Raw genomic sequence first — 22,269 nt, 5'->3', positions numbered from 1 at the left:
AAAGAAACTAAAGGGAGATAGAAATGAATAAATTTTTACTAATTGCAAAAAATATACTAGTTTATACATTCAGTATAATGTTCGTCAGCTTATATATTTCATCTAGTGTAACTGCTAGTGAGTTGGATATTGAAGAAGAAAATTTACTAGAACAATCAACCGATGTGAAAGAAGAAGACTATATATACGACCGTGAATATTATCATGACTATGCATTAAGTGTAAAAAATGAAGCTTCACATAAAGTTTTTACAAGTTCTTCTCAATGGCCATTTAGTTATTACCCATCTAATGTTAAGAACTTTATCAATGCACATCATGATCGGGTAAAAAAATATGCAAATCAAGCGAATTTATATCCGTCAGTCATGATGGCTCAAGCTATTTTGGAATCTGGTTGGGGGTCAAGCAAGTTATCGTCCCCTCCTTATCATCAGCTATTTGGTATTAAAGGAACAAGTGATTCAAGAGAAACGATTACAATGCCAACTAGAGAATGGATTATAGATAAAAACCACAAAGATGGGGGTTATTTTATAACGATTAATGCTGAATTTAGAGTATATCCTTCTTACAACGAAGCCTTTCAAGATCAGGCTAAATTCTTACAGAATAATCGTCGGTATAAGCTTGTATTTAGAAATTATGCGAGCACATTTAAAGACGCGACAAAAGCTTTACAAGATGCTGGATATGCAACAGACCCAGAATATGCTGAAAAATTAAACAGTATCATTGAACGCTGGGATTTAACTCGTTTAGATGAAGGTGTCGCTTATTCAACTCATATTGAGTCTATTGGTAACACTGAATTTGTTAGAAACAGTCAAACTTCAGGAACTGTAGGGTCTAAATTACGTTTAGAATCTATAAAATTGAAATTAGAAAATCTACCAAATTCAACTATTGAATATCGTACGCATGTTGAAAGTTACGGTTGGCAAAACTGGAAGTCAACAGGTCAATTAAGTGGAACCACAGGTGAAGCTAAACGATTAGAAGCTATTCAAATTAGACTTAAAGGAGAAGCAGCTGAACGCTACGACGTTTATTACCGTACTCAGGTAGAACATTTTGGCTGGTTAGACTGGGCTAAGAATGGTGAAAAGTCGGGAACCGAAGCTTATAAATATAGAATGGAAGCAATAGAGGTTCAACTTGTGCCTAAAGGAACTCAATTACCGGGATATTCTAAGGCTGCATTTAAAAAAGCCCCTACTTTAGTAGCTTTAACTACACATGTTGAAAAAGATGGCTGGTTAGAGTATGTGCGTAATGGTAAAAGATCTGGTACTGTCGGAGAAGCTAAAAGGCTAGAGGGTATTAAATTGAAACTTGAAAATAAAGAATATGCTGGTTCAATACAATACCGCACACATGTAGAGTCATATGGATGGCAGGATTGGAAAACTAATAATCAAGTATCTGGAACCTCAGGAGAAGGGAAAAGATTAGAAGCGATTCAGATCAAATTAACCAATGATTTAGCACAACACTATGATGTGTACTATAGAACACATATTGAATCAGAAGGTTGGCTAGGCTGGGCTAAAAATGGCGAGAAGTCCGGTTCACAAGGTAAAACACTGAGAATGGAATCTATTCAAGTTAAACTAGTTCCTAAAGGTCAATCAATTAGTGGATCTACTTCCAATCATTTTGTTCAATAATTTATGAGAATTATATACTTCATCCAATAGATCATTCAAAGGAGATTAGAATTGAAAAAAATAGCATTTTTATTTGTTTTGTTTTTCAGCTTTATAAATGCGACAAATCACGCACAAGCTGAGGAGTTAAATCAAACAGTCATAGAAGATGCACAAAAAGAGATTGTACAAGTTAAATTAAGTGAGATATTTGAAGATAAAGAAGTAGCGGGAATTGTATTAAAAGAATTGCAGAAACAAAATATTTCCATTGAGTCTTTAGACGAGGAATTTAGTATTCAAGAGTTAGATAAGATTACTCGAATTCACGATTACTATCACAGAAAAAGTATATATTCACTAGGAGGAGTAGAATATTTAAAAAATTTGGAAAGTATTTCTTTGAAAGGTACGAGCATAAAAGATATTTCCCCTTTATTTACACTTCCTAAACTGTATAATATCAGCATGACCAATAGTGAAATTGAGGATATTAGTAATTTGGTGGATTTTTACACTAATGGAAATGAAGCGAGTATAAAATATGTGAATTTAAATGGAAGTAATATAGTCGATTTTTCTCCATTAGAAAAGATCAACGATTCCATGGGCAGATATGATTCTCTGGATCTTCGTTATCAGTCAAAGATCATAGAAATGACTTCTCCAGTAACCCAATTACCTATGAATGTAGATCTGTCTTTTTATAAACTGCATAATGGTGAAAAAATTAATGTTGGCTATAATGAACAAGGACATTTTAAAGATGGTTTGTTTGTCATTGAAAGTGTCAGTGCATTTAATAATGGATTATCAATTGAATTTGAAAGAGAATTTCATAATATAGAATATGGAGCAGATATCAGACTCAATTTTCAAAATAATCTCTTACCTACAAATTTAATTAATAATTTCCAAGTAAAAGCTAATTCAGACTTTGACTTTTCATCACCATTTGAAAATATTGATTCTTTTATAAACATGCATTCTTATCGAGTGGATAAAGGAGACTTTGATCCGACTGTTCCAGGACTTTATACCTTAAAATATACTATGGCGAAAAGTTATGCTTTTAGCGAGACTAAGGAAGAAAATCGTGTCCATTTCGACGTAACAGTAGAAGTGTTACCTGTGAAGGCGGATAGCATTTCCATATTCCCGAGTATAAATAGTGTAGAACGTGGTTATACTAAACCAATCAATATAACGATTAAACCATTTGATACTACTGAAAAAGAAATCATTTGGGAAATAGCCGATCCTTCAATAGCATCAATAAACGAACAAGGAATCGTTACAGGTTTGCGAGTAGGAAACACGGAGTTAACAGCCAAGATAAAAGGAACAACTTTAGAAGCCAAAACAAGAATCAACGTATTCAATAAAGTAACAAATATAGAATATCAGTCTCATGTTGAAAAAATAGGTTGGCAATACGTTACAGGTAATGGATTAACTAGTGGAACAATTGGGCAGTCTAAGCGTTTAGAAGGAATAAGAATTAATACAAACATGGATGAAAATAGTGGAGTAACTTATCAGACGCATGTTGAATCATATGGATGGCGAAATTGGGTCAAGGATGGTCAGTTCAGTGGTACTGAAGGAGAAGCCAAACGACTAGAAGCTATTAAAGTCAAGTTGACAGGTGAAGTAGCACGACATTATGATGTTTATTATAGAGTTCATGCAGAACATTTTGGTTGGTTAGACTGGGCTAAAAATGGTGAACCAGCAGGAACATCGGGGTTTGCCTACAGGCTTGAGGCAATTGAAATTAAAATCGTTCCGGACAATGAACCAGCTCCAGGTCCGTCAGTAGATACTTTTAAAAAGTATAGAAAACCAATGCAAGTCAAGTATAGGACGCATATAGAATCTTACGGATGGCAAAATAGGGTTGCTGATGGTAAAAGCTCTGGAACAGTAGGGCAATCTAAACGATTAGAAGCGATTCAAATGGGTGTAGACAATGCACTATATCCGGGTGGTATTAGTTACCAGACCCATGTTGAATCGCATGGCTGGATCGACTGGAGCAGTAATGAACAGATAAATGGAACTGTGGGAGAAGCTAAAAGATTAGAAGCTATCAGAATTAAATTAACTGGTCAACTCTCAGAATACTATGATATATATTATAGAGTCCATGCTCAACACTATGGCTGGCTTGACTGGGCTAAAAATGGTGATAGTGCAGGTACTTCAGGTTATAAGTATCGTTTAGAAAGTATTCAGATTCAACTCGTCAAAAAAGGGGTATAAAGCACCCGGCAGCACTCAAAAAGCTTATTACAATAAATATTAAGTTATCTTAATTAAATATACGGAAGAACCTTCTCTATGTTATTATTGATAGATGAAGGTTCTTCATTTTTGATAAGCAGTTGTAGTGTTAATGAGAAAGAACTTCATAGTGTTCTTAAAACTTTTACTATATTTTCTCTACTTCTTGTTTAGGAAATATTAATTTGTCGGTAGTATTATAGTCTTGGACTAAAATCAATTTTATCTAACTTAGTGTTTAATAAGAAGGGAAACTTCGCAATGTCAAAAAATGCTTTTAAAACAGGTATACTTTTCAGTGCATTCGGGAAATACTCGAATTTTGCCATCAACTTACTGATCAATTCAATACTTTCCAGGATATTAACTCCAGAAGATTATGGAATTATAACAATCGTACAAATTTTCCTAGTCTTTTTTGATATGCTGGCTGATATGGGATTTGGACCAGCGGTTATTCAAAATCGGACTTTGGATGATGATGATATAGGATCGATTTTTAAATTTTCTATCCTCGTTTCAATACTGTTAGGAATATTTTTTGCCTTATTGGGGCAACCAGTTAATATTTTTTATGATAAAGATGTTTTTGTACCTATTTTTATTATTTTAGGATTTGAGATTTTCTTCTACGGATTAATGGTTGTTCCGAGAGCACTTTTATTGAAGAAAAAAGATTTTAAATCTGTAAACTTACTTGAAGTAGTTTCTAATATTATTTATGGTATTGTAGCTGTAGCATTAGCTTTACTTGGCTTTACGTACTATTCGATCATTTTAGGGCGAGTCGTTAAGATTTTTTGTATGTTCAGCTTTTACTTTACGCATAATAAAATCAACTACAGAGCGAAACTCAGAAAAGAACCCATCATAAAAATATGGGCATTCGCTAGAAATCAGTTCTTATTTAATTTTATAAATTATTTTTCCAGAAACTTAGATAATATCTTAATTGGTCGTTATATTGGATCAACAGCTTTAGCGTTTTATGGCAAGTCTTACCAGACCTCTATCTATCCGAATTCACTTTTAGCTGGTATTCTTTCACCTGTTATTCAACCTATAATGTCTGACTACCAGGATCGAAAGCATATTATAAAAGACGTCTATCTAAGAGTAGTTCGCTTATTAGGTAATCTAGGTATTCCGCTTTCAATTTTCTGCTTTTTTGCTGCTCCTGACATTATTATGTTTTTATTCGGAGATCAATGGACTGAAAGTATACCTGTATTTAGAATTTTAGCAATATCAATTTGGCTTCAGATGATAGCTTCAAGTACTGGTGCCTTTTACCAATCTGCCAACCGAACGGACTTGTTGCTGTTTTCAGGTATTCAGTCAACTATTCTTAACGTAGCAGCTATCATTTATGGTATCTATCTGGGTACAATTGAGTCAGTTGCTATCATGGTTGTTATTTCCTTTACACTGAATTTTGTCGTTAATAATTATCTGCTTTTAATTAAAACATTTGAGTCAAAATATAGAGAAGTACTGGAGGCATTGGCTAAACCAGCGGTGTTGGGGCTGATTCAATTAGCCATCTTTGCATTTCTTCCTACAATAACTGATAATCCTTTCATTAATTTAGTTGTGAAAGGTACACTGTTTGTCATCGGATTAGTTGTTGGTTTACTAGTTACCAAACAGTTAAAAGAAATTGTCAGGTTAGTCAAGGACTAACAAAAATCGACTTTAATTTTAAATATCAATACGACAATGAGCTTATAGTAATAAAGAATTGAAAAACATATCGTTCTAAAAGAAAGGATTGTTAGTATGAAAGGAATTATATTAGCAGGTGGAAGTGGTACAAGACTGTATCCATTAACACTTGCAGTGTCAAAACAATTAATGCCAATCTATGATAAGCCGATGATCTACTATCCGTTATCTATTCTAATGTTGGCTGGGATAAAAGAAATTTTAATTATCTCTACACCAGAAGATACACCAAGATTTGAAGAACTACTAAAAGATGGTTCTGACCTTGGAATATCAATTGAATATGCCGTTCAGGAAAAACCGGAAGGATTGGCACAAGCCTTTTTAATTGGAGAAGATTTTATAGGTAATGATTCTGTTTCATTGGTATTAGGTGACAATATTTATTACGGTGGTGGACTGTCTAGAATGCTGCAGAGAGCTGCGGCTAAGCCGACAGGAGCAACTGTTTTCGGATATCATGTTAATGATCCTGAGCGTTTCGGAGTAGTAGAGTTTGATGACCAGAATCAAGCGATTTCGATTGAGGAGAAACCTAAAAATCCTAAAAGCTCTTACGCTGTCACCGGACTTTATTTCTATGATAATAAGGTGGTAGATATCGCTAAAAAGATTGAGCCGTCTGAGCGTGGTGAGTTAGAAATCACAGATATTAACCAAGCTTACTTGGAACTTGGCGAATTAGATGTAGAACTATTGGGCAGAGGGTATGCGTGGCTAGATACTGGGACGCATGAATCTTTACTGGAAGCTGGACAATTTATTGAGACAATTGAAAAACGTCAGAATATGAAAATTGCTTGTTTAGAAGAAATTGCTTGGAGAATGGGCTATATTTCTAAAAAACAGCTAATACAATTGGCTCAACCATTCAAAAAGAATGAGTATGGACAATATATGTTACGAATTGCGAACGAAAAATAACTGGAGGTTCACAGATGCAAGTTTATAACACAAAACTACAAGATGTAAAAATTATAGAGACAGACGTTTTTGGTGATCATAGGGGCTTCTTCACAGAAAGCTATTCTAAAGTGAAATTCGAAGAGGCAGGGATCAGTCATACGTTTATTCAAGATAATCATTCATTATCTGTAGAACCAGGTGTCCTAAGAGGAATGCATTTTCAAGTGCCTCCAAAAGCACAGACAAAGTTAGTTCGAGCTACGACCGGAGTCATTTATGATGTCCTAGTAGATATTCGTTTAGGTTCTCCAACGTATGGTCAATGGGAAGGCTATATATTAAGCGAATATAATCATAGACAACTACTCGTTCCTAAAGGATTTGCTCACGGCTTTGTGACACTTACGCCTAATTGTAATGTTCAGTATAAGGTTGACGAAGTATATTCGGCTGAACATGATGGTGGAATTGCTTTTGACGATTCTTCCATTCAGATTGATTGGCCAATACAAACTGAAAAAGCAATCCTTTCTGAAAAAGATACAAAACATCCAACCTTAGGTCAATTCGATAATCCTTTTAAATGGGAGGAAATGTAAACATGAATATTTTAGTTACTGGTGGAGCAGGATTCATTGGAAGCAATTTTGTACACTACATGCTGGAAAACCATCCCAATGATGTAATTGTTAATATAGATTTATTAACTTATGCTGGAAACATTCATAACTTAGATGATGTAATGAATCATCCTAATCACTATTTTGTTCAAGGAAATATAAATAATGCCGAACTAGTTAAACACTTAGTAGATCAGTACGAGATAACGCATTTTGTTAACTTTGCGGCTGAGTCACATGTAGATAGAAGTATCTTGAATCCAGAGATATTTGTAGAAACGAATATTAAAGGAACTCTTTCGTTATTAAATGTTGCGAAGGAAATGAATATAGAAAAATACTTACAAGTTTCAACAGATGAAGTATACGGTAGTTTAGGAGAAGAAGGTTACTTCACTGAGGAGACTCCCATAGCTCCAAACAGTCCTTATTCAGCTTCTAAAGCAGGGGCAGATTTATTAGTACGCTCTTACCATGAAACATATGGAATGAACATTAATATCACAAGGTGTTCTAATAACTACGGTCCATATCACTTTCCAGAAAAGTTGATTCCTTTAATGATAACGAATGCTATGGATGGGAAACAGTTGCCGGTATATGGGGATGGGAAAAATATAAGAGACTGGCTGCATGTCCAAGACCACTGCCAAGCAATTGATCTAGTATTAAGAAAAGGCAGAAGCGGGGAAGTCTATAATATTGGTGGACATAATGAACGGACAAATAATGAAATCGTTGATTTGATTATAGAAAAACTGGATGCTCCGAAAGAATTGAAAGTATACGTAGAGGATAGACTAGGTCACGATTTAAGATATGCGATTGATCCAACAAAATTGGAAAAAGAACTTGGCTGGAAACCGAGATTTACATTTGATACGGGGATTTTAGAAACGATAGAATGGTACAACAATAATGAGAGCTGGTGGCGACCACTGAAAGAAAGAGCGAAGTTAGGTTAAGTAAAAGCAAATGTACATGCTCATTTATCAATAACTTAAAAAGGAGCTTTTTTAATGAAATTTCTCGTAACAGGTGCCACTGGACAGTTAGGAAAAGAAGTAACCCGTTTACTAACAGATTTGAATCTAAACTTTACAGCTTATGGTTCTTCTGAATTAAACATTTTAGATAAAGTGAAAATTAATAAGACGTTTAAAAAAGATCAGCCTGATATGGTTTTCCATTGTGCTGCCTATACAGCGGTTGATAAGGCAGAAGATGAAGGAAAAGAGATGAACTGGGCGGTAAATGTTCAAGGTACTGGAAATATTGCTGCAGCTTGTAAGGAATTGGATGCGACAATGATTTATATTAGTACCGATTATGTATTTGATGGTAATGGTGAAGCAGAGTACGCTGAAGATGATTCAACCAATCCTCAGAATGAATATGGTAAAGCAAAGCTAGCTGGAGAAAAATCAGTCGAACAGAACTTGGAGAAATATTATATTATACGTACTTCATGGGTTTTTGGAGCATTTGGAAACAATTTTGTCTGGACAATGAAAAAGCTGGCAGAAACAAGAGATGAACTGAAAGTGGTAAATGATCAGGTTGGCAGACCTACGTGGACTAAAACCTTAGCAGAGTTTATGCTGCACCTTGCTCACACTAAACCTGCTTACGGAATTTATCATTTGTCAAATGATCAAACAGCCACCTGGTATGATTTCGCTAAAGAGATTTTAAAAGATAACAAGATAAAAATTGATCCTGTCACTTCAGAAGAGTTTCCCCAAAAAGCTGTAAGACCAAATCACTCAGTTATGAATCTGAGTAAGGCTAAAAATACGAATTTTGATATTCTGGATTGGTCGGTTGCTCTTGAGCAGATGTTAAAAAACTAAGCTTATCATAATATAGTGAAAACAAGAGCTCGTCTATACTCTCTTTTTTTAAAAGTAAGTATGGTAGTAACACTAAATGCTCTATTCTCTTCTAAGAGGATAATGCTGCATGAAAATTATCATAATACAAAAAAGTAGTATCAGTTCATTAGATATGGACTGATACTACTTTTTTATGCCAAGTCATTCAATGTTACTCAAATACATATAAGAATAATGTGTATGGAAAGATAGAAGTAGTATCATTAGAATCAATTATTCCTTTTTATGTTTAGCTTTACGGTAAACAAGTTTGAAGATTGATGATGATAAATTAAGAGATAGTAGAAGTTCCAATGCAACAAACTGATGATAGTGTTCCTGGTGTAGTAAAATGTAGGATTTATTGGAAAGAAGAAGTTCACCAAGAAATTGAATTTATTCCTGCTGATCTAAAGGTTATAAAATTATATGCTATACTTATGAGTGTCCAATCTGTAAGGAAGATATTTTATACATTACTATCAAAGTCGATCTCCTTGTATTACCATGAAGTAAAGTAGTTCAAGAGAACTGACCCCCCCCTCTATTGTAATACAAATCTATCGAAGCTATGATTATTTGCGATACCTATATACCATTGCTTTTTGCAGTGACTTTCGCTTTGGTTAGTTAAATTTATAATAAAGGTTTTGTACTACATCTTGATTAACAAGTGAGTTTCTATTAAAATAGTTGGGATACTCCTTTTATAATTTTTTTATACAATTGTAAGATCATTAACATTTAAATTGAAAGGAAAGCTTATGCTAGTATTATTAATTCGTTTTTTTCTATTAACGATAATTTTTATAGGTTATTACCAAGTTGCTACTGTTTACTTTAAGGTCAAAGAAGAGTTCAGTCCTGTTGTAATATGTAGTGTTTTGGGGATTATTGTATTTATTTCAGGGTTACTCAATCTATTAATTGAATCAGTAATTATATTATCTATTGTATCATTACTTAGCTTGATATATATAATTTGGCAAAAGAAGTTAAACTTATCTTTTCCAGTCGGATTGATTTATTTTGTAGCCATGACAGTCTATTTTGTTTTATTACTTAGAGGAAAATCATTAGCACACTATGATGATTTTTCTCACTGGGGATTGGTCACTAGAGAAATTGTAAATTCTAATCAATTTCCGTCCAATTCTTCTGATTTAATTATTTTCAAATCTTATCCAACCGGAAGTGCTAGTTTTATCTACTTTATAGCTAAAACACTTGGTAATACTGAAGGGGTATTCCTTTTTGCTCAGAGTATTTTAGTTTCTGCAAGTATTACAACTTTGTTCTCATTGGTAAAAGAAAATCGTATTGTCAAAAGTATTGTTATCATTATAGCAACAGTCTTTTTCTTAACAGCTTATAATTCTCCATTTGTTTTGCTAGTTGATACGATTCTCCCCTTAATTGGAATTGCAGCAACTTGTATCGTAATCTTTTATAGTACTGAGAAAAATATATCTAAAGGCTTTTATACTGTCTTACCAATACTAACATATTTAGTAACCGTTAAGAATAGTAGTCTCTTTTTTGTGGTTATAGTATCTTTACTGATCGTTTATTATTCATTTATTAACAGAGAACCACTAAAAAATATTTTACTTTATATAATTGCGAGTATAGGAGTTCCATTTACTATCAACTATCTTTGGTCAAAGCATGTAGCTTTTACCTTTCCAACTGGGCTGGAGACAAAGCACTCATTCTCATTAGAGAATTATAGAAATGTTTTTGACGGCAAAACTTCTCAAGATATCAAGGAAATTACAGACTTATTTATTAATAAAATGATTACCTTGAGTAATGTTGATGTCAAAATTTTAGTCTTCATATTTAGTTTTATCGTTATTTTTAATGGTATAAGAGCGTTACAAGGTCAAAAAAGCAAAAGACTTTTTAGTTGGAAAATTATAGTAGCACTACTGGCAGTCTATTCACTCTATCAATTAGCATTATGGGCTATGTATGTACTGTCCATGCCTTTAGATGAAGCTCTAATATTAGCTGCATACAGTCGTTATAGTTTTACAATCGTTATATATTTGTTTGGGGTTGGATTAATATATTTGCTTAAAGCAACGCAAGAAACACAATCACGGACTAAAGCCAATTTTATTACTTTGATATTATTATTTACTTTTGTAGTTACACCAATTTTAATTAGAGAGAAATATACTGAAGTTTTCAACTTAGTGCAACTCGAACATAAAGAGACACCAGTAAGAAGGTATTTTAATGATGCCTTATCGGATCAGCCATATATACCTGGAGAGAAGTACACGATTTATATCTCAGATAATGAAGCGTTAAAAAGCAGTGGTGCATTGAGGTACATTGCACGTTACGAACTAAGAAGTTCAGATATCAAAATTTTAGATAATCAAACAGTAGACCAGTCTATAATTGGTGAAGACAGATATCTATTAATACTAGAGAACGATCAAAAATTAACAGAAATATTAGAAACAAGTTTTGAAGATAAAGAACTTGATTCACTTATTTTCCTAAATAAATAGTGAGGGCGTTATATGAAAAAAACATTAATCGTAATTCCTGCATATAATCCAGGCAATGAAATGATTCATTATGTGGATGAACTTGTTAAAAAAGGGTATCAATCTATCTTAGTAATTGATGATGGCAGTAAAGCTGAATGTAAGCATATTTTCAAACAACTCGATCAAAATAAAGAAGTTACACTAATAAACCATTCCATTAATCTAGGAAAAGGAAGAGCTCTAAAAAATGCTATTAACTATTTTTTGAATATGCCGAATCTTGAACAGTGGACAGGGATGATTACTGTTGATTCAGATGGTCAGCATTTAGTTAGTGACGTAGAAAAACTAGCAAAAGAATTAGAAGCAAATCCAACTACATTGATTCTTGGAGCCAGGGACTTTAACAGTAAAATGGTCCCTTTTAAAAGTAAATTTGGTAATAAGTTGACGAAAACGATTTTTAAATTACTTTTTGGAAAACCAATAAAGGATACACAAACGGGCCTTAGAGCTATCCCTACTTCAATTATGCATCACTTTATCGATCTAGATGGAGAACGGTTCAGTTATGAGACCGATGTGTTGATCAAAACTGTCAGAGAACTTATACCGATTAAAGAGATAACAATTGAGACGATTTATATAGAGGGAAATAGCGAAACGCACTTTAACCCGATAACAGATTCAATTGAAATATACTATCTATTATTTAGAAACTTCTTTAAATATATTTCTAGTTCTGTGTTATCTTTCATTATTGATATTTTGATTTTTCAGTTGGTTTTCAATCTTTTAGGGCCGATTTCAGCAGCATTTAGAATAGCATTAGCCACTATATCTGCTCGTGTAATTTCTTCTTCTGTCAACTATACAGTCAATAAAAATATTGTATTTAAAAGTACTAAAAATATATCGTACTCTATGTGGCGGTATTTTACACTAGTGATCTTACAATTGACTCTATCAGCAGTACTTGTTTATTTAGTTTACTCTGTCACAGGCTATCAAGAGTCAGCTATTAAAATAGTTGTTGATGGAATTTTATTTTTCATTAGTTACAGGATACAAAGGGTATATGTATTCTAGTCAACTAGTTTTGCGTAAAACGCATCGGATACTCTCGTGAGAAATACTGGAGAATATCTAAAATGCCTAAAGTTCATTGGGCACTTATAACGAAAAGACGCTGCCAGCTGGCAGCGTCTGCTTACGCAAGGTATTTGAACAGCAGTGTACGGAACCGTAGGCACGATGGTGTGGGAGGGCAGCTAATCGAAAAGCGATTAGCTCTTTGCTCGATTTTGACTTTAACCCTTTAGATTAGTGACTTTCTTAATATCATTTTATACTCTAAAATTCCTTTTCTCCATCATGAGCGACCAGCGAAGCGGCTTTGACTGAATCAAGATTGACAATTTCCTGCATTAATTTTGCTTCTTCTTTTGTTCTGACTTCTGCAATCATATCAATACCATTTGAAGAGAAATTACGAGATTTAACATTTACGTTGCGGGCATATTGATTGACTAAAGCTAATACAGTGTCTTCCTCTTCAATGTCTTTAATATTGAGTACCAGTAAATAAGGGGCTTTACCAAGCGGCATAAAGTCAAGTAATAGGATAAAGACAGTAACGACTACTGAAGTGAGAAAGGCTACTTCATATAATCCAGTACCTACTACGATACCTGTATGTACTGACCAGAAAAGGTAAACCATATCTAAAGGATCCTTAACGGCTGTACGGAAACGAATAATGGCTAACGCGCCGATTGTTCCTAAGGTAACTACAAGGCTGCTTTGAAGCGACATGATGATGCTCGCAATAAAAAATGGAATAATCGCTAGTGAAATGTTGAAGTGTTTAGAATAGAAACTTCTTTTAGAGACATAGCGATAAACCAGAAACTCATAAAACGAGAATATTGATACCATTAGTAACATTGTGAGAATGGTAGTGGTTGTAATTTCTTCATTTTCAAATCCAGGGCTAATGCCGTCTAAGATATTTTGTAATTGATACATAATTTAAATTCCTCCGTGATTTTGAGAAGTGATTCTTCCCATATAGTATTTTGAGAATGTTGCTTGTTCTAAACTATCTAACTGAATGACCTGTTTGATGTAATCAGGCAGAAACTCATCATACTTTACTTCAAGCAGATGCTGTCCTTTCTCCAGTATTGGAATAACAGTATAGTCACTGTCTAAGAAGCGGTTGATTTGAGTAGAACAGGAAATATTACGATCAATGGTTACTCGCACATTTCCAGGAAAATCAATAAAAGCTGTTCGTTCATATTTAATGACGACTTTTGGGGTGAACCGTTTCAGCATAATCTGCAAGGAGAATTCTTTTAAAAGCTCATCTTCTGTTTCCCAGTATAATCGTTCTACTTCTCCATTAAAAAGTGCATGATATTGCTTTTTTGATAATTTACAACTTGTTTTTCGAGACATGCTGTTTTCTTTTTCTTTTTTTTCTAAAATGATCAGCTCAGCATTGTTTCCATACATGCGGATACGATATTTTTTTCTCCGACCTAGACTGTATTCATTGTGATTTAAGCACGTATCATCATAGTCATCAAAGTAAAGACTTTTAACAATATAGAATCCTTTTTCTTTATCTACATAAGGATCAAGATGAATTAAATTTTTGAGACGATTTTCAACCACATCTAAACTATTGGCAGATACAAAATACTTTAATTCATTTCGATAATGTACACCAGACTTACTCATTTGGGGTCTCCTTTCTACCAAGCGTTTCTATGAATTGATCGAGATAAATCAATCGCGTTTCAACATAGTCTTTTAACTCTTCAGCGTTTTCCGTATAGGCTGAATCCGGCCATCTTTCATGCTCTCTTAACATAGCACCAGAACCATATATCTGTTCTTCGTATGAAGATAAGGTATTTAATAAATTATTCGTTTCCCAATCACTATTGCGTAACTCATCATACCTTTGTTCTATTTTTTTAATAACATCTTCCATATTCAAATCTACGGCATGAGTGATCAAAGAAACTGAAGGGATAAAGTTTACAGCAGGATCTCGACGAACGACTGAGAGAAACTCACTTTCTGGTGTCCATTGCAATCCCCATGTCAAATCTAGATCCCAAGGGGACTCTAGCATCATTCTCTGACCATCACTGATTTTAGAAATGTAGTTATGGTTCTTTTTATCGTTATCAGATGCTTGAGATAAATTTAAAAACAGGTAATAGTCAATTAAGTTTTCAAGATAAACTTCTTCGTTTAAATAAGATCTTAGTTCCTTTTCAGAAGCTGTTAGCATAGACATATGACGAATGATTGGGTCCCACTGCTTTGGATCATAAAAGGGTTCGGGATCTCTAAATTCGAAACGTCCATTTACCAAATGATTCTCAGAAGCTATCATCTGTTCTTTATCGAATGGTACATTGGATACTGTACGATAGTATAGTTCACTTGTTTCAGGATCGTTCGTTGTTGAGAGTTCGAGCTGTTTATCATCAATTGGATGCATCAATGTATAGACCCCCCAATACATATCATCTATGAATACTTCAACAATTTTCCCTTGTGTACCATTGACGATGCCAAGTGGATTGTTATCTGCAGCAAATTCATACCATAGATTATTAGAAAATGTATTTCGTATTTTTTCAGGATCATTATAAGCGGCATATAGTATCCAGTCATCGTCTTTTCTCATATCGAGTAAGGACAAGTGGTTGTTACTTTCGCTAGCCCCAATTGAAAACTCGCGTAAGTTCAAGCGGAACTGCTTTTTAGGGTGCATTCTACTTGAAGCACCTCTGAGTCGAATGTATGACTGACTTTCAATCAATCTTTCAGCGGAAGGAACATCCTTACGATTATCAAACAGACTGAACTGAGCAGAAGCATCAAGATCTCCAATGGGATGAGTTGGGTCTTCCGGAGACTGATCAAGGTTAATATTTACAACAGGCAGATCAGTCATTTTCAAAGTATACTCTTTATAATTTGAATCCGTATATAGAAGAATCTGGACAGAATCGTTTTCGTTTAAACTTTTTTCAGTAATAGCTTCTCCTGATAAGGCTACATCGTATTGAGTCAATTCATGCGACAAAGTCTTGACTACAGGGTTAAAACGATTTGCGTTGTCATCAATTAGAGAATATAGATAAAAGCCATTTAAAGAATCAAAATTGAGAGACTGACCATCAAACTGAATTTCTGGATGAGTATCTTCTGTTATATGGGTTCTGTTTTCCTTTATTTCTTCGTAAGCCTCTGCTTCAATAAAAAGATCTTCAAAGCGATTTGACTGACCAAAGTCTAATCCGAAAGCAAAGAAAACAATGCCGACTATACTAAACACAAACAAGACAAGTTTTATTATATTTTCAAATTTCATAAAATCCTCCATAGCTATTTGTTGAAAGCCGGTAAATAGTGTAACAAAATTATTACAAAATTAAAAGGAAATATCCCTTATACCTATTGTAAATCTTCAATAATTGGTTAATACTTACAAATTTATTCTGCCATACACAAATTGTTTACTGATTAAATAACAGTTTCAAATGTGTTTTTATATTATTTATCATTAAAGTAGTGAAAGGTGAAATAATTACAATATTACTTTATAAAGATAAGAAGTGATAGAAGGCACTGATGAAGTGGGCAGGATTAGAGAGAGTAGGTATCAGGGAAAAATCAAAAAGTTACATTTTAAATAGTGATACTATAACAAATAAAATGTTAATAAAATCTTCATAAGTCAGCTATTGTATTCTTGATATACACTGGTAAAATAATGAAGAATGCAAAGCTACTTATTTAGAGAGAAGGTAAAATATGGAAGAAGAAAAACGTGTAAGAAGAAAACGTAAAAAAAGAAAAAAGAAATCGATCTGGAAAAAGATATTGATTTCTCTAGCAGTTGTTTTATTGCTTATTGTTGGTGCAGGAACTTTTGTAGCATGGAAAGTGTATAGTGATGTACAATCTTCTACAGATGAGATGTATACAGAATCAAATCATGAGCAGAAGAGAGAAAAGCCTGTGGTTGTAGATCAAGGTAAAGATCCGTTCTCTGTACTGTTAACAGGTATTGATACTGGAGCTCTAGGTAGAGAATACAAAGGACGTTCAGATTCATTAATGTTGATGACAGTGAACCCTAATACCAATGAGACTACGATCGTTAGTATACCAAGAGATACGTACACTGAGATTGTTGGACATGGAACGATGGATAAAATTAACCATGCTTACGCTTTTGGCGGAATTGATATGACACTAAATACAGTGCAGACATTGTTTGATATTCCAGTGGATTATTATGTTTCAGTAAATATGGAAGGGTTGCAGCAAATCATTGATGCTGTAGGTGGAATTGATATTACTCCTCCTCTAACTTTTGATTATGAAGGTGGCTACCACTTCGAAGAAGGACAGCCTACTCATATGAATGGAGAAACAGCGTTAGCTTATTCAAGAATGCGTTATGATGATCCTAATGGAGATTATGGACGACAAGAAAGACAAAGGGAAGTCGTAACCACAACTATCAAAAAAATGGCCTCAGTAGAATCTGTTATGAACTATCAGAGTGTGCTTAATTCTTTGAGCAGCAATATGCAAACGAATCTAACGTTTGATGATATGGTAGATTTATTTACAAAATACAATTCAGCTATCGGAAAAATGGAACAAGTTCAGATGTCTGGAACGGGTAGAAAACAAAATGGTGTTTACTATGAGTTTATCCCAGATGAAGAAGTTCAGAGAATTAGTGACCTTTTGAAGTCTGAATTAGAGCTTTAAAGTAAAAAAGTACAATTTATCTCAAGTGAATTGTACTTTTTTGATTGCTTTTATAGCTTTCTGTCACAAAATGTTTTATTTTATTGTTTAAATTTTCATACACTTATTGTTTTTTATATGAGATAAGTTATAATAGAAGTACTTGATTACGGAAGGAAATAACAACATGAATGTAACCGTTGTTGGCATGGGCTACGTTGGCCTTTCAAATGCCATCTTACTTGCTCAACATAATAATGTTAAAGCATTAGAAATTGTTGAAGAAAAAGTAGAGATGATTAGAAACAAAAAATCACCTATTGAAGATAAAGAAATTGAAGAGTACTTAGCAAATAAAGAATTAAATTTAGAAGCAACATCTGACAAAACAGTTGCATATGGACATAACCCTGAATATGTCGTCATCGCTGCTCCAACTAATTATGACGACAAAAATAATTATTTTGATACTTCTTTAGTTGAAGTCGTAATTGAAGATGTACTTGAATATGCTCCTAATGCAACAATAATTATCAAATCTACCATTCCAGTAGGTTATACAGCCTCTGTTAGAGAGAAATACAATACAGATAAAATTATTTTCTCGCCAGAATTTTTACGAGAAGGAAAAGCTCTATATGATAACTTGCATCCTAGTCGAATTATTATCGGTGAAAATTCTGAGCGTGCACAAAAGTTTGCAGATCTATTAGTAGAAGGCGCTGAAGATAAAGACATCTCTGTCTTACTAATGGACTCTACGGAAGCAGAAGCTGTAAAACTATTTGCAAATACCTATCTTGCACTTAGAGTCGCTTACTTCAATGAATTAGATACGTATGCAGAAGTACATGGTCTTGATACGAAATCCATTATTGATGGTGTAGGATTAGATCCTCGCATTGGAGATCATTATAATAATCCATCATTCGGTTATGGCGGATATTGTTTGCCTAAAGATACGAAACAGTTATTGGCGAACTATGACCAAGTTCCCAATAATATTATCGGGGCAATCGTAGATGCAAATAGAACTCGAAAAGATTTTGTAGCCAGCCAGATAATCGCTAGGAATCCTAAAAAGGTTGGAATTTACCGTCTGGTTATGAAAGCTGGATCAGATAACTTTAGACAAAGTTCTATCCAAGGCATTATGAAGCGTATAAAAGCTAAAGGAATTGAAGTGGTTGTTTATGAACCAGTTTTGCAAGATGAGCTGTTCTTTAATTCAGTAGTTAATAATGACCTTGAGTCTTTTAAATCAGAAGTAGATGTTATCGTAGCGAACAGAATTACGGATGATATTGTTGATGTTAAAGATAAAGTGTATACAAGAGATTTGTATCATTTAGATTAGAGTAAAGGACTAGTTATCATATACCTCTATTATTAAAGAAGAGGTATATGATCTTTTTAAGAAAAGCATTTATGCAGTAGTTAAAAACTAAAATAACGTTTATACATACATCAGGAGGATACAATGGAAGAAGAAATTAGTTTAGTTGAACTCTTCAATATATTCAAGAAGAGGTTAGGTTTAATTATTAATATGGTATTGGTAGGGCTGGTTCTCTCAGCAGCTTATACTTTTTTTATCGCAACACCTAGTTATAGCGCAACTACGCAATTGTTGGTCAATCGAACACAAGAAACGGAAGTCATTCAAAGAGCCGATATCGATACAAATGTCCAATTGATCAATACATATTCAGACATTATTCGAAATCCAGTTATACTTGACCCAGTCATTGAAGAATTAAATTTAGAGACAACAACTGATAATCTTAAAGATAAGATAAATGTTACAACAGAAAATAACTCTCAAGTTTTTTCTGTGCAAGTTAATAGTGACAACCCCTATACTGCAGCAGATATTGCCAATACAACAGCCACAGTGTTTCAAAATAATTTAGCAACTATTATGAACGTAGATAATGTAACGGTAATTTCTGAAGCAATTGCAAATACAAATCCTATTTCACCTAACAATCTATTAAACGTTATTATAGGAATTGTGTCGGGCGGAATAATAGGAATTGGTGTAGTCTTTTTATTAGAGTTTTTAGATACCTCTGTAAAAGATGATAGATTTATTACGGAAGAATTAAGTTGGAATAACTTAGGTCATATATCTGTTATGACCCCAGAAGAATTAAAACGTGAAAATCATCCATCTTTTTCTCAGAAAACAACTGAAGTAAGAACTTCACGATCAAGAGTGTAAAGGGAGTATATATGTTATTTAAAAAAAATAAACGAGTTCAAAATAATGAAAGACCAGGATTAGTAGTTGTTAACAAACCGACTTCTGTAGTATCGGAGCAGTTTAGAACCATTCGAACTAATATACAATTTTCAATGGTGGATGAAACATTAAAATCAATCGTGGTAACATCGGCTGGACCATCATCTGGTAAATCAACTGTTTCAGCAAATCTAGCAGTAACCTTTGCTTCTGAAGATAAAAAAATTTTACTGGTAGATGCTGATTTAAGAAAACCTACTGTTCATAAAACTTTTAATATAAAAAACATTGATGGACTGACAAAACTGTTAACAGATAAAGAAACGAAGATTGAAAACACAATATATAGAACTCACACAGAAGGATTGTATTTGTTAACGAGTGGCGCAATTCCACCTAATCCGGCAGAACTTTTGTCTTCAAAAAGAATGACTAGCATTATAAATGAGATGTATAAGTATTTTGACATGGTAATTTTCGATATGCCACCAGTTCTAGCAGTTACAGATGCTCAAATAATGGCTTCTAAAGCAGATGGAGTATTATTTATCATTCCTAAAGGGGAAGTATCTAAAGAACAAATGATTAAATCAAAAGAATTGCTTGTTAATGTAAAAGCGAACATATTAGGAGCAGTATTAAATAAAGTGGAGAAATCAGATGACAATTACTATTATTATTATGGAGAATGAGTTAAGACTGTTCAAAAAGAGAAGTTAAGAGTGATATGATATATGATACAGATGTAAATAAAAACTTCGTTATAAATTATCATATAAAATAAAAAACAAAGTACTTTGAAAGGAGAATGAGAATGAAAGAAGAATGCGAACTAGAATTGTTAAAAACACAGTCTTCAAAGAACAGTGTTGTTATTACCTCTTCTTTTCTTAGAACTGAAGAGGTAAATAATGATTTTATTTATCGTTTTTCAAAGCGTTTGATTGATATCTTAGGAAGTTTGATAGGGGTAGTAATGTTATTTCCATTACTTCTTTTTGTAGCCATAGCAATTAAACGAGAGGAGAAAGAAGGACCAGTTTTTTTCTCTCAAATACGTGTTGGTAAAGATGGAAAAAAATTTAAAATGTATAAATTTCGTTCTATGTGTGTAGATGCTGAAGATAAACTAAGAGAATTACTAAAGTACAATGAAATTGATGGAGCAATGTTTAAAATGAAGGACGATCCACGAGTTACAACTATAGGCAAGTTTATTAGGAAAACAAGTATAGATGAACTACCACAACTTCTAAATGTCTTAAAAGGGGATATGAGTTTAGTAGGACCTAGACCACCTTTAGAAAGAGAAGTTATAAATTATTCTACATACGATAGACAGCGTCTATTAATAAAACCAGGATGTACTGGTCTATGGCAAATTAGTGGACGGAATAACGTTAGTTTTTTTGACATGATAGAATTGGATTTGAAATATATCAAGCAACAGAGTCTTATTAATGACATAAAAATTATTATTAAAACAGTTTATATTATGATAAAACCAAACGGAGCATATTAAAAGTGGAAAACAACATGAAAAAAAGGGTATTGTTAATTAGTGAGTCAATGAGTGGAGGACTCAGAAAGCACGTTGTTCAATTAATTGAAAATCTAGATAAAGATAGTTTTGAAATATATTTTATACACGGAACAAAAACATTAGATGATGTATTTCTAAATCGATATGAAAGTTTAAAATTAAATGCAAAATTGTTTCCTTGTAATTCATTCGTTAGAAAAATAAATATGAAAAAAGATATAGAAACTTATCAGTTTATTATAGAAAAAATTAAAGAGATTAATCCTGATATTATTCATTGTCACAGTTCTAAAGCAGGAGTTGTTGGACGCCTAGCAGCTAAAATGTGTGGTGTGCAAAAAGTATTTTATACGCCTCATGCTTATTCTTTTTTAGCTCCAGAATTTAATACAAATATGAAAAAACTATTTATAGGTATAGAAAAAATATTAAGTAGATTTGCTACAACTAAAACTTTTTGTGTTTCAAACGGTGAGAAACAATCTGCATTAGAGAATTTATTAGATAAAGAAGATAAATTCGAAGTAATATACAATGGTTTGCCAGAAGTTGAGCTTCCAAAAAAAGAAGAAGTAAGAGAGTTACTAGGTCTTAAAAAAACTAGTTTTGTGATTGGGAATAATGCACGCATGTCACATCAAAAGAATCCTAGGTTATTTCTGGAAATAGCTAGAAAAGTGATTCAAACTGATGAAAATTATCATTTTGTATGGGCTGGTAATGGACCGTTAATGGATACTATTAAAGATTTCATACATACCAATAAACTAGAAAAAAACATTCATTTGCTAGGAGATAGAAGAGACAGTGAGTTTATAGTTGCTGGATACGATATTTTTTTGATAACTTCTTTATATGAAGGGTTGCCTTATGCACCTATTGAAGCTATGAGAGCTGGCGTTCCAATATTAGCCACTAACGTAGTTGGGAATAATGAAATTGTAGCTACTAACGAAAATGGAGAATTTATAGATTCCGATATAGAAATATATGATTTGATTTCTCATATAAAAAATAACAACGGATATTCTATTAAAGCAAAAGAAAAGTTTAAAACTCGATTTTCATTAGAGGTTATGATCAATAACATTCAAAATAATTATTAGCTATGAGGAGGT

General features: G+C 33.2%; 18 protein-coding genes. 15 read left to right on the top strand and 3 right to left on the bottom strand.

From position 1 onward, the window contains the following. The first annotated feature begins 23 nt into the window (after positions 1-23). From B6F02_RS07465 to B6F02_RS07420, 9 genes are all read left to right on the top strand, one after another. A complete protein-coding gene (locus B6F02_RS07465) occupies positions 24-1,670 on the top strand; it encodes a glucosaminidase domain-containing protein (RefSeq protein WP_080146733.1) in 1,647 nt (548 codons plus the stop codon). A gap of 51 nt (positions 1,671-1,721) precedes the next feature. Beyond that, on the top strand, positions 1,722-3,914 hold the full coding sequence (locus tag B6F02_RS07460; RefSeq protein ID WP_080146732.1) for an Ig-like domain-containing protein: 2,193 nt from the start codon (positions 1,722-1,724) through the stop codon (positions 3,912-3,914). A gap of 282 nt (positions 3,915-4,196) precedes the next feature. After that, a complete protein-coding gene (locus B6F02_RS07455) occupies positions 4,197-5,618 on the top strand; it encodes a lipopolysaccharide biosynthesis protein (RefSeq protein ID WP_080146731.1) in 1,422 nt (473 codons plus the stop codon). 96 nt (positions 5,619-5,714) lie between these two features. After that, positions 5,715-6,584: a glucose-1-phosphate thymidylyltransferase RfbA gene (gene rfbA / locus B6F02_RS07450; protein WP_080146730.1), complete on the top strand. Its 870-nt coding sequence runs from the start codon at positions 5,715-5,717 to the stop codon at positions 6,582-6,584. Between the two features lie 14 nt (positions 6,585-6,598). Further along, positions 6,599-7,165: a dTDP-4-dehydrorhamnose 3,5-epimerase gene (rfbC, locus tag B6F02_RS07445; protein ID WP_080146729.1), complete on the top strand. Its 567-nt coding sequence runs from the start codon at positions 6,599-6,601 to the stop codon at positions 7,163-7,165. A 2-nt stretch (positions 7,166-7,167) separates the two neighbouring features. Further along, a complete protein-coding gene (rfbB, locus tag B6F02_RS07440) occupies positions 7,168-8,151 on the top strand; it encodes a dTDP-glucose 4,6-dehydratase (protein WP_080146728.1) in 984 nt (327 codons plus the stop codon). Between the two features lie 54 nt (positions 8,152-8,205). Beyond that, positions 8,206-9,039 carry a dTDP-4-dehydrorhamnose reductase gene (gene rfbD / locus B6F02_RS07435; protein WP_080146727.1) on the top strand — a complete coding sequence of 278 codons (834 nt, stop codon included), beginning with the start codon at positions 8,206-8,208 and terminating at the stop codon, positions 9,037-9,039. A gap of 785 nt (positions 9,040-9,824) precedes the next feature. Beyond that, a complete protein-coding gene (locus B6F02_RS07425; protein WP_080146725.1) occupies positions 9,825-11,585 on the top strand; it encodes a hypothetical protein in 1,761 nt (586 codons plus the stop codon). 12 nt (positions 11,586-11,597) lie between these two features. Next, positions 11,598-12,656: a bifunctional glycosyltransferase family 2/GtrA family protein gene (locus tag B6F02_RS07420; protein ID WP_080146724.1), complete on the top strand. Its 1,059-nt coding sequence runs from the start codon at positions 11,598-11,600 to the stop codon at positions 12,654-12,656. A gap of 264 nt (positions 12,657-12,920) precedes the next feature. Here B6F02_RS07420 and B6F02_RS07415 read toward each other — a convergent pair whose 3' ends face one another. The 3 genes from B6F02_RS07415 to B6F02_RS07405 are packed head-to-tail and all read right to left on the bottom strand — an operon-like array spanning position 12,921 to position 15,969. Beyond that, positions 12,921-13,595, bottom strand: a complete 675-nt coding sequence (locus B6F02_RS07415; protein ID WP_080146723.1) for a DUF4956 domain-containing protein — start codon at positions 13,593-13,595, stop codon at positions 12,921-12,923. Positions 13,596-13,598: 3 nt separating this feature from the next. Beyond that, positions 13,599-14,315 (bottom strand): polyphosphate polymerase domain-containing protein, encoded by a 717-nt coding sequence (locus B6F02_RS07410; protein ID WP_080146722.1) that lies wholly within the window; start codon positions 14,313-14,315, stop codon positions 13,599-13,601. Next, positions 14,308-15,969, bottom strand: a complete 1,662-nt coding sequence (locus B6F02_RS07405) for a CotH kinase family protein (RefSeq protein WP_179128547.1) — start codon at positions 15,967-15,969, stop codon at positions 14,308-14,310. Before B6F02_RS07405 ends, B6F02_RS07410 begins: the two co-directional genes overlap by 8 nt. Positions 15,970-16,412: 443 nt before the next feature. Between B6F02_RS07405 and B6F02_RS07400 the strand changes: the two genes are divergently transcribed. From B6F02_RS07400 to B6F02_RS07375, 6 genes are all read left to right on the top strand, one after another. Beyond that, positions 16,413-17,384: an LCP family glycopolymer transferase gene (locus B6F02_RS07400; protein WP_080146720.1), complete on the top strand. Its 972-nt coding sequence runs from the start codon at positions 16,413-16,415 to the stop codon at positions 17,382-17,384. 166 nt (positions 17,385-17,550) lie between these two features. Then, positions 17,551-18,720: a nucleotide sugar dehydrogenase gene (locus B6F02_RS07395; protein WP_080146719.1), complete on the top strand. Its 1,170-nt coding sequence runs from the start codon at positions 17,551-17,553 to the stop codon at positions 18,718-18,720. Between the two features lie 123 nt (positions 18,721-18,843). Beyond that, a complete protein-coding gene (locus B6F02_RS07390; RefSeq protein WP_080146718.1) occupies positions 18,844-19,587 on the top strand; it encodes a YveK family protein in 744 nt (247 codons plus the stop codon). 11 nt (positions 19,588-19,598) lie between these two features. Then, complete coding sequence (locus tag B6F02_RS07385; protein ID WP_080146717.1) at positions 19,599-20,300, top strand: CpsD/CapB family tyrosine-protein kinase; 702 nt, start codon at positions 19,599-19,601, stop codon at positions 20,298-20,300. Between the two features lie 116 nt (positions 20,301-20,416). Continuing rightward, complete coding sequence (locus B6F02_RS07380) at positions 20,417-21,130, top strand: sugar transferase (protein WP_080146716.1); 714 nt, start codon at positions 20,417-20,419, stop codon at positions 21,128-21,130. A gap of 2 nt (positions 21,131-21,132) precedes the next feature. Beyond that, on the top strand, positions 21,133-22,257 hold the full coding sequence (locus tag B6F02_RS07375; protein WP_256864667.1) for a glycosyltransferase: 1,125 nt from the start codon (positions 21,133-21,135) through the stop codon (positions 22,255-22,257). The last annotated feature ends 12 nt before the right edge of the window (positions 22,258-22,269 follow it).

It is taken from the genome of Marinilactibacillus piezotolerans (assembly GCF_900169305.1).
Lineage (GTDB): Bacteria > Bacillota > Bacilli > Lactobacillales > Carnobacteriaceae_A > Marinilactibacillus > Marinilactibacillus piezotolerans_A.
Note: the sequence above shows the minus strand (reverse complement) of the source record. Positions and strands in the feature narration are given on the sequence as shown.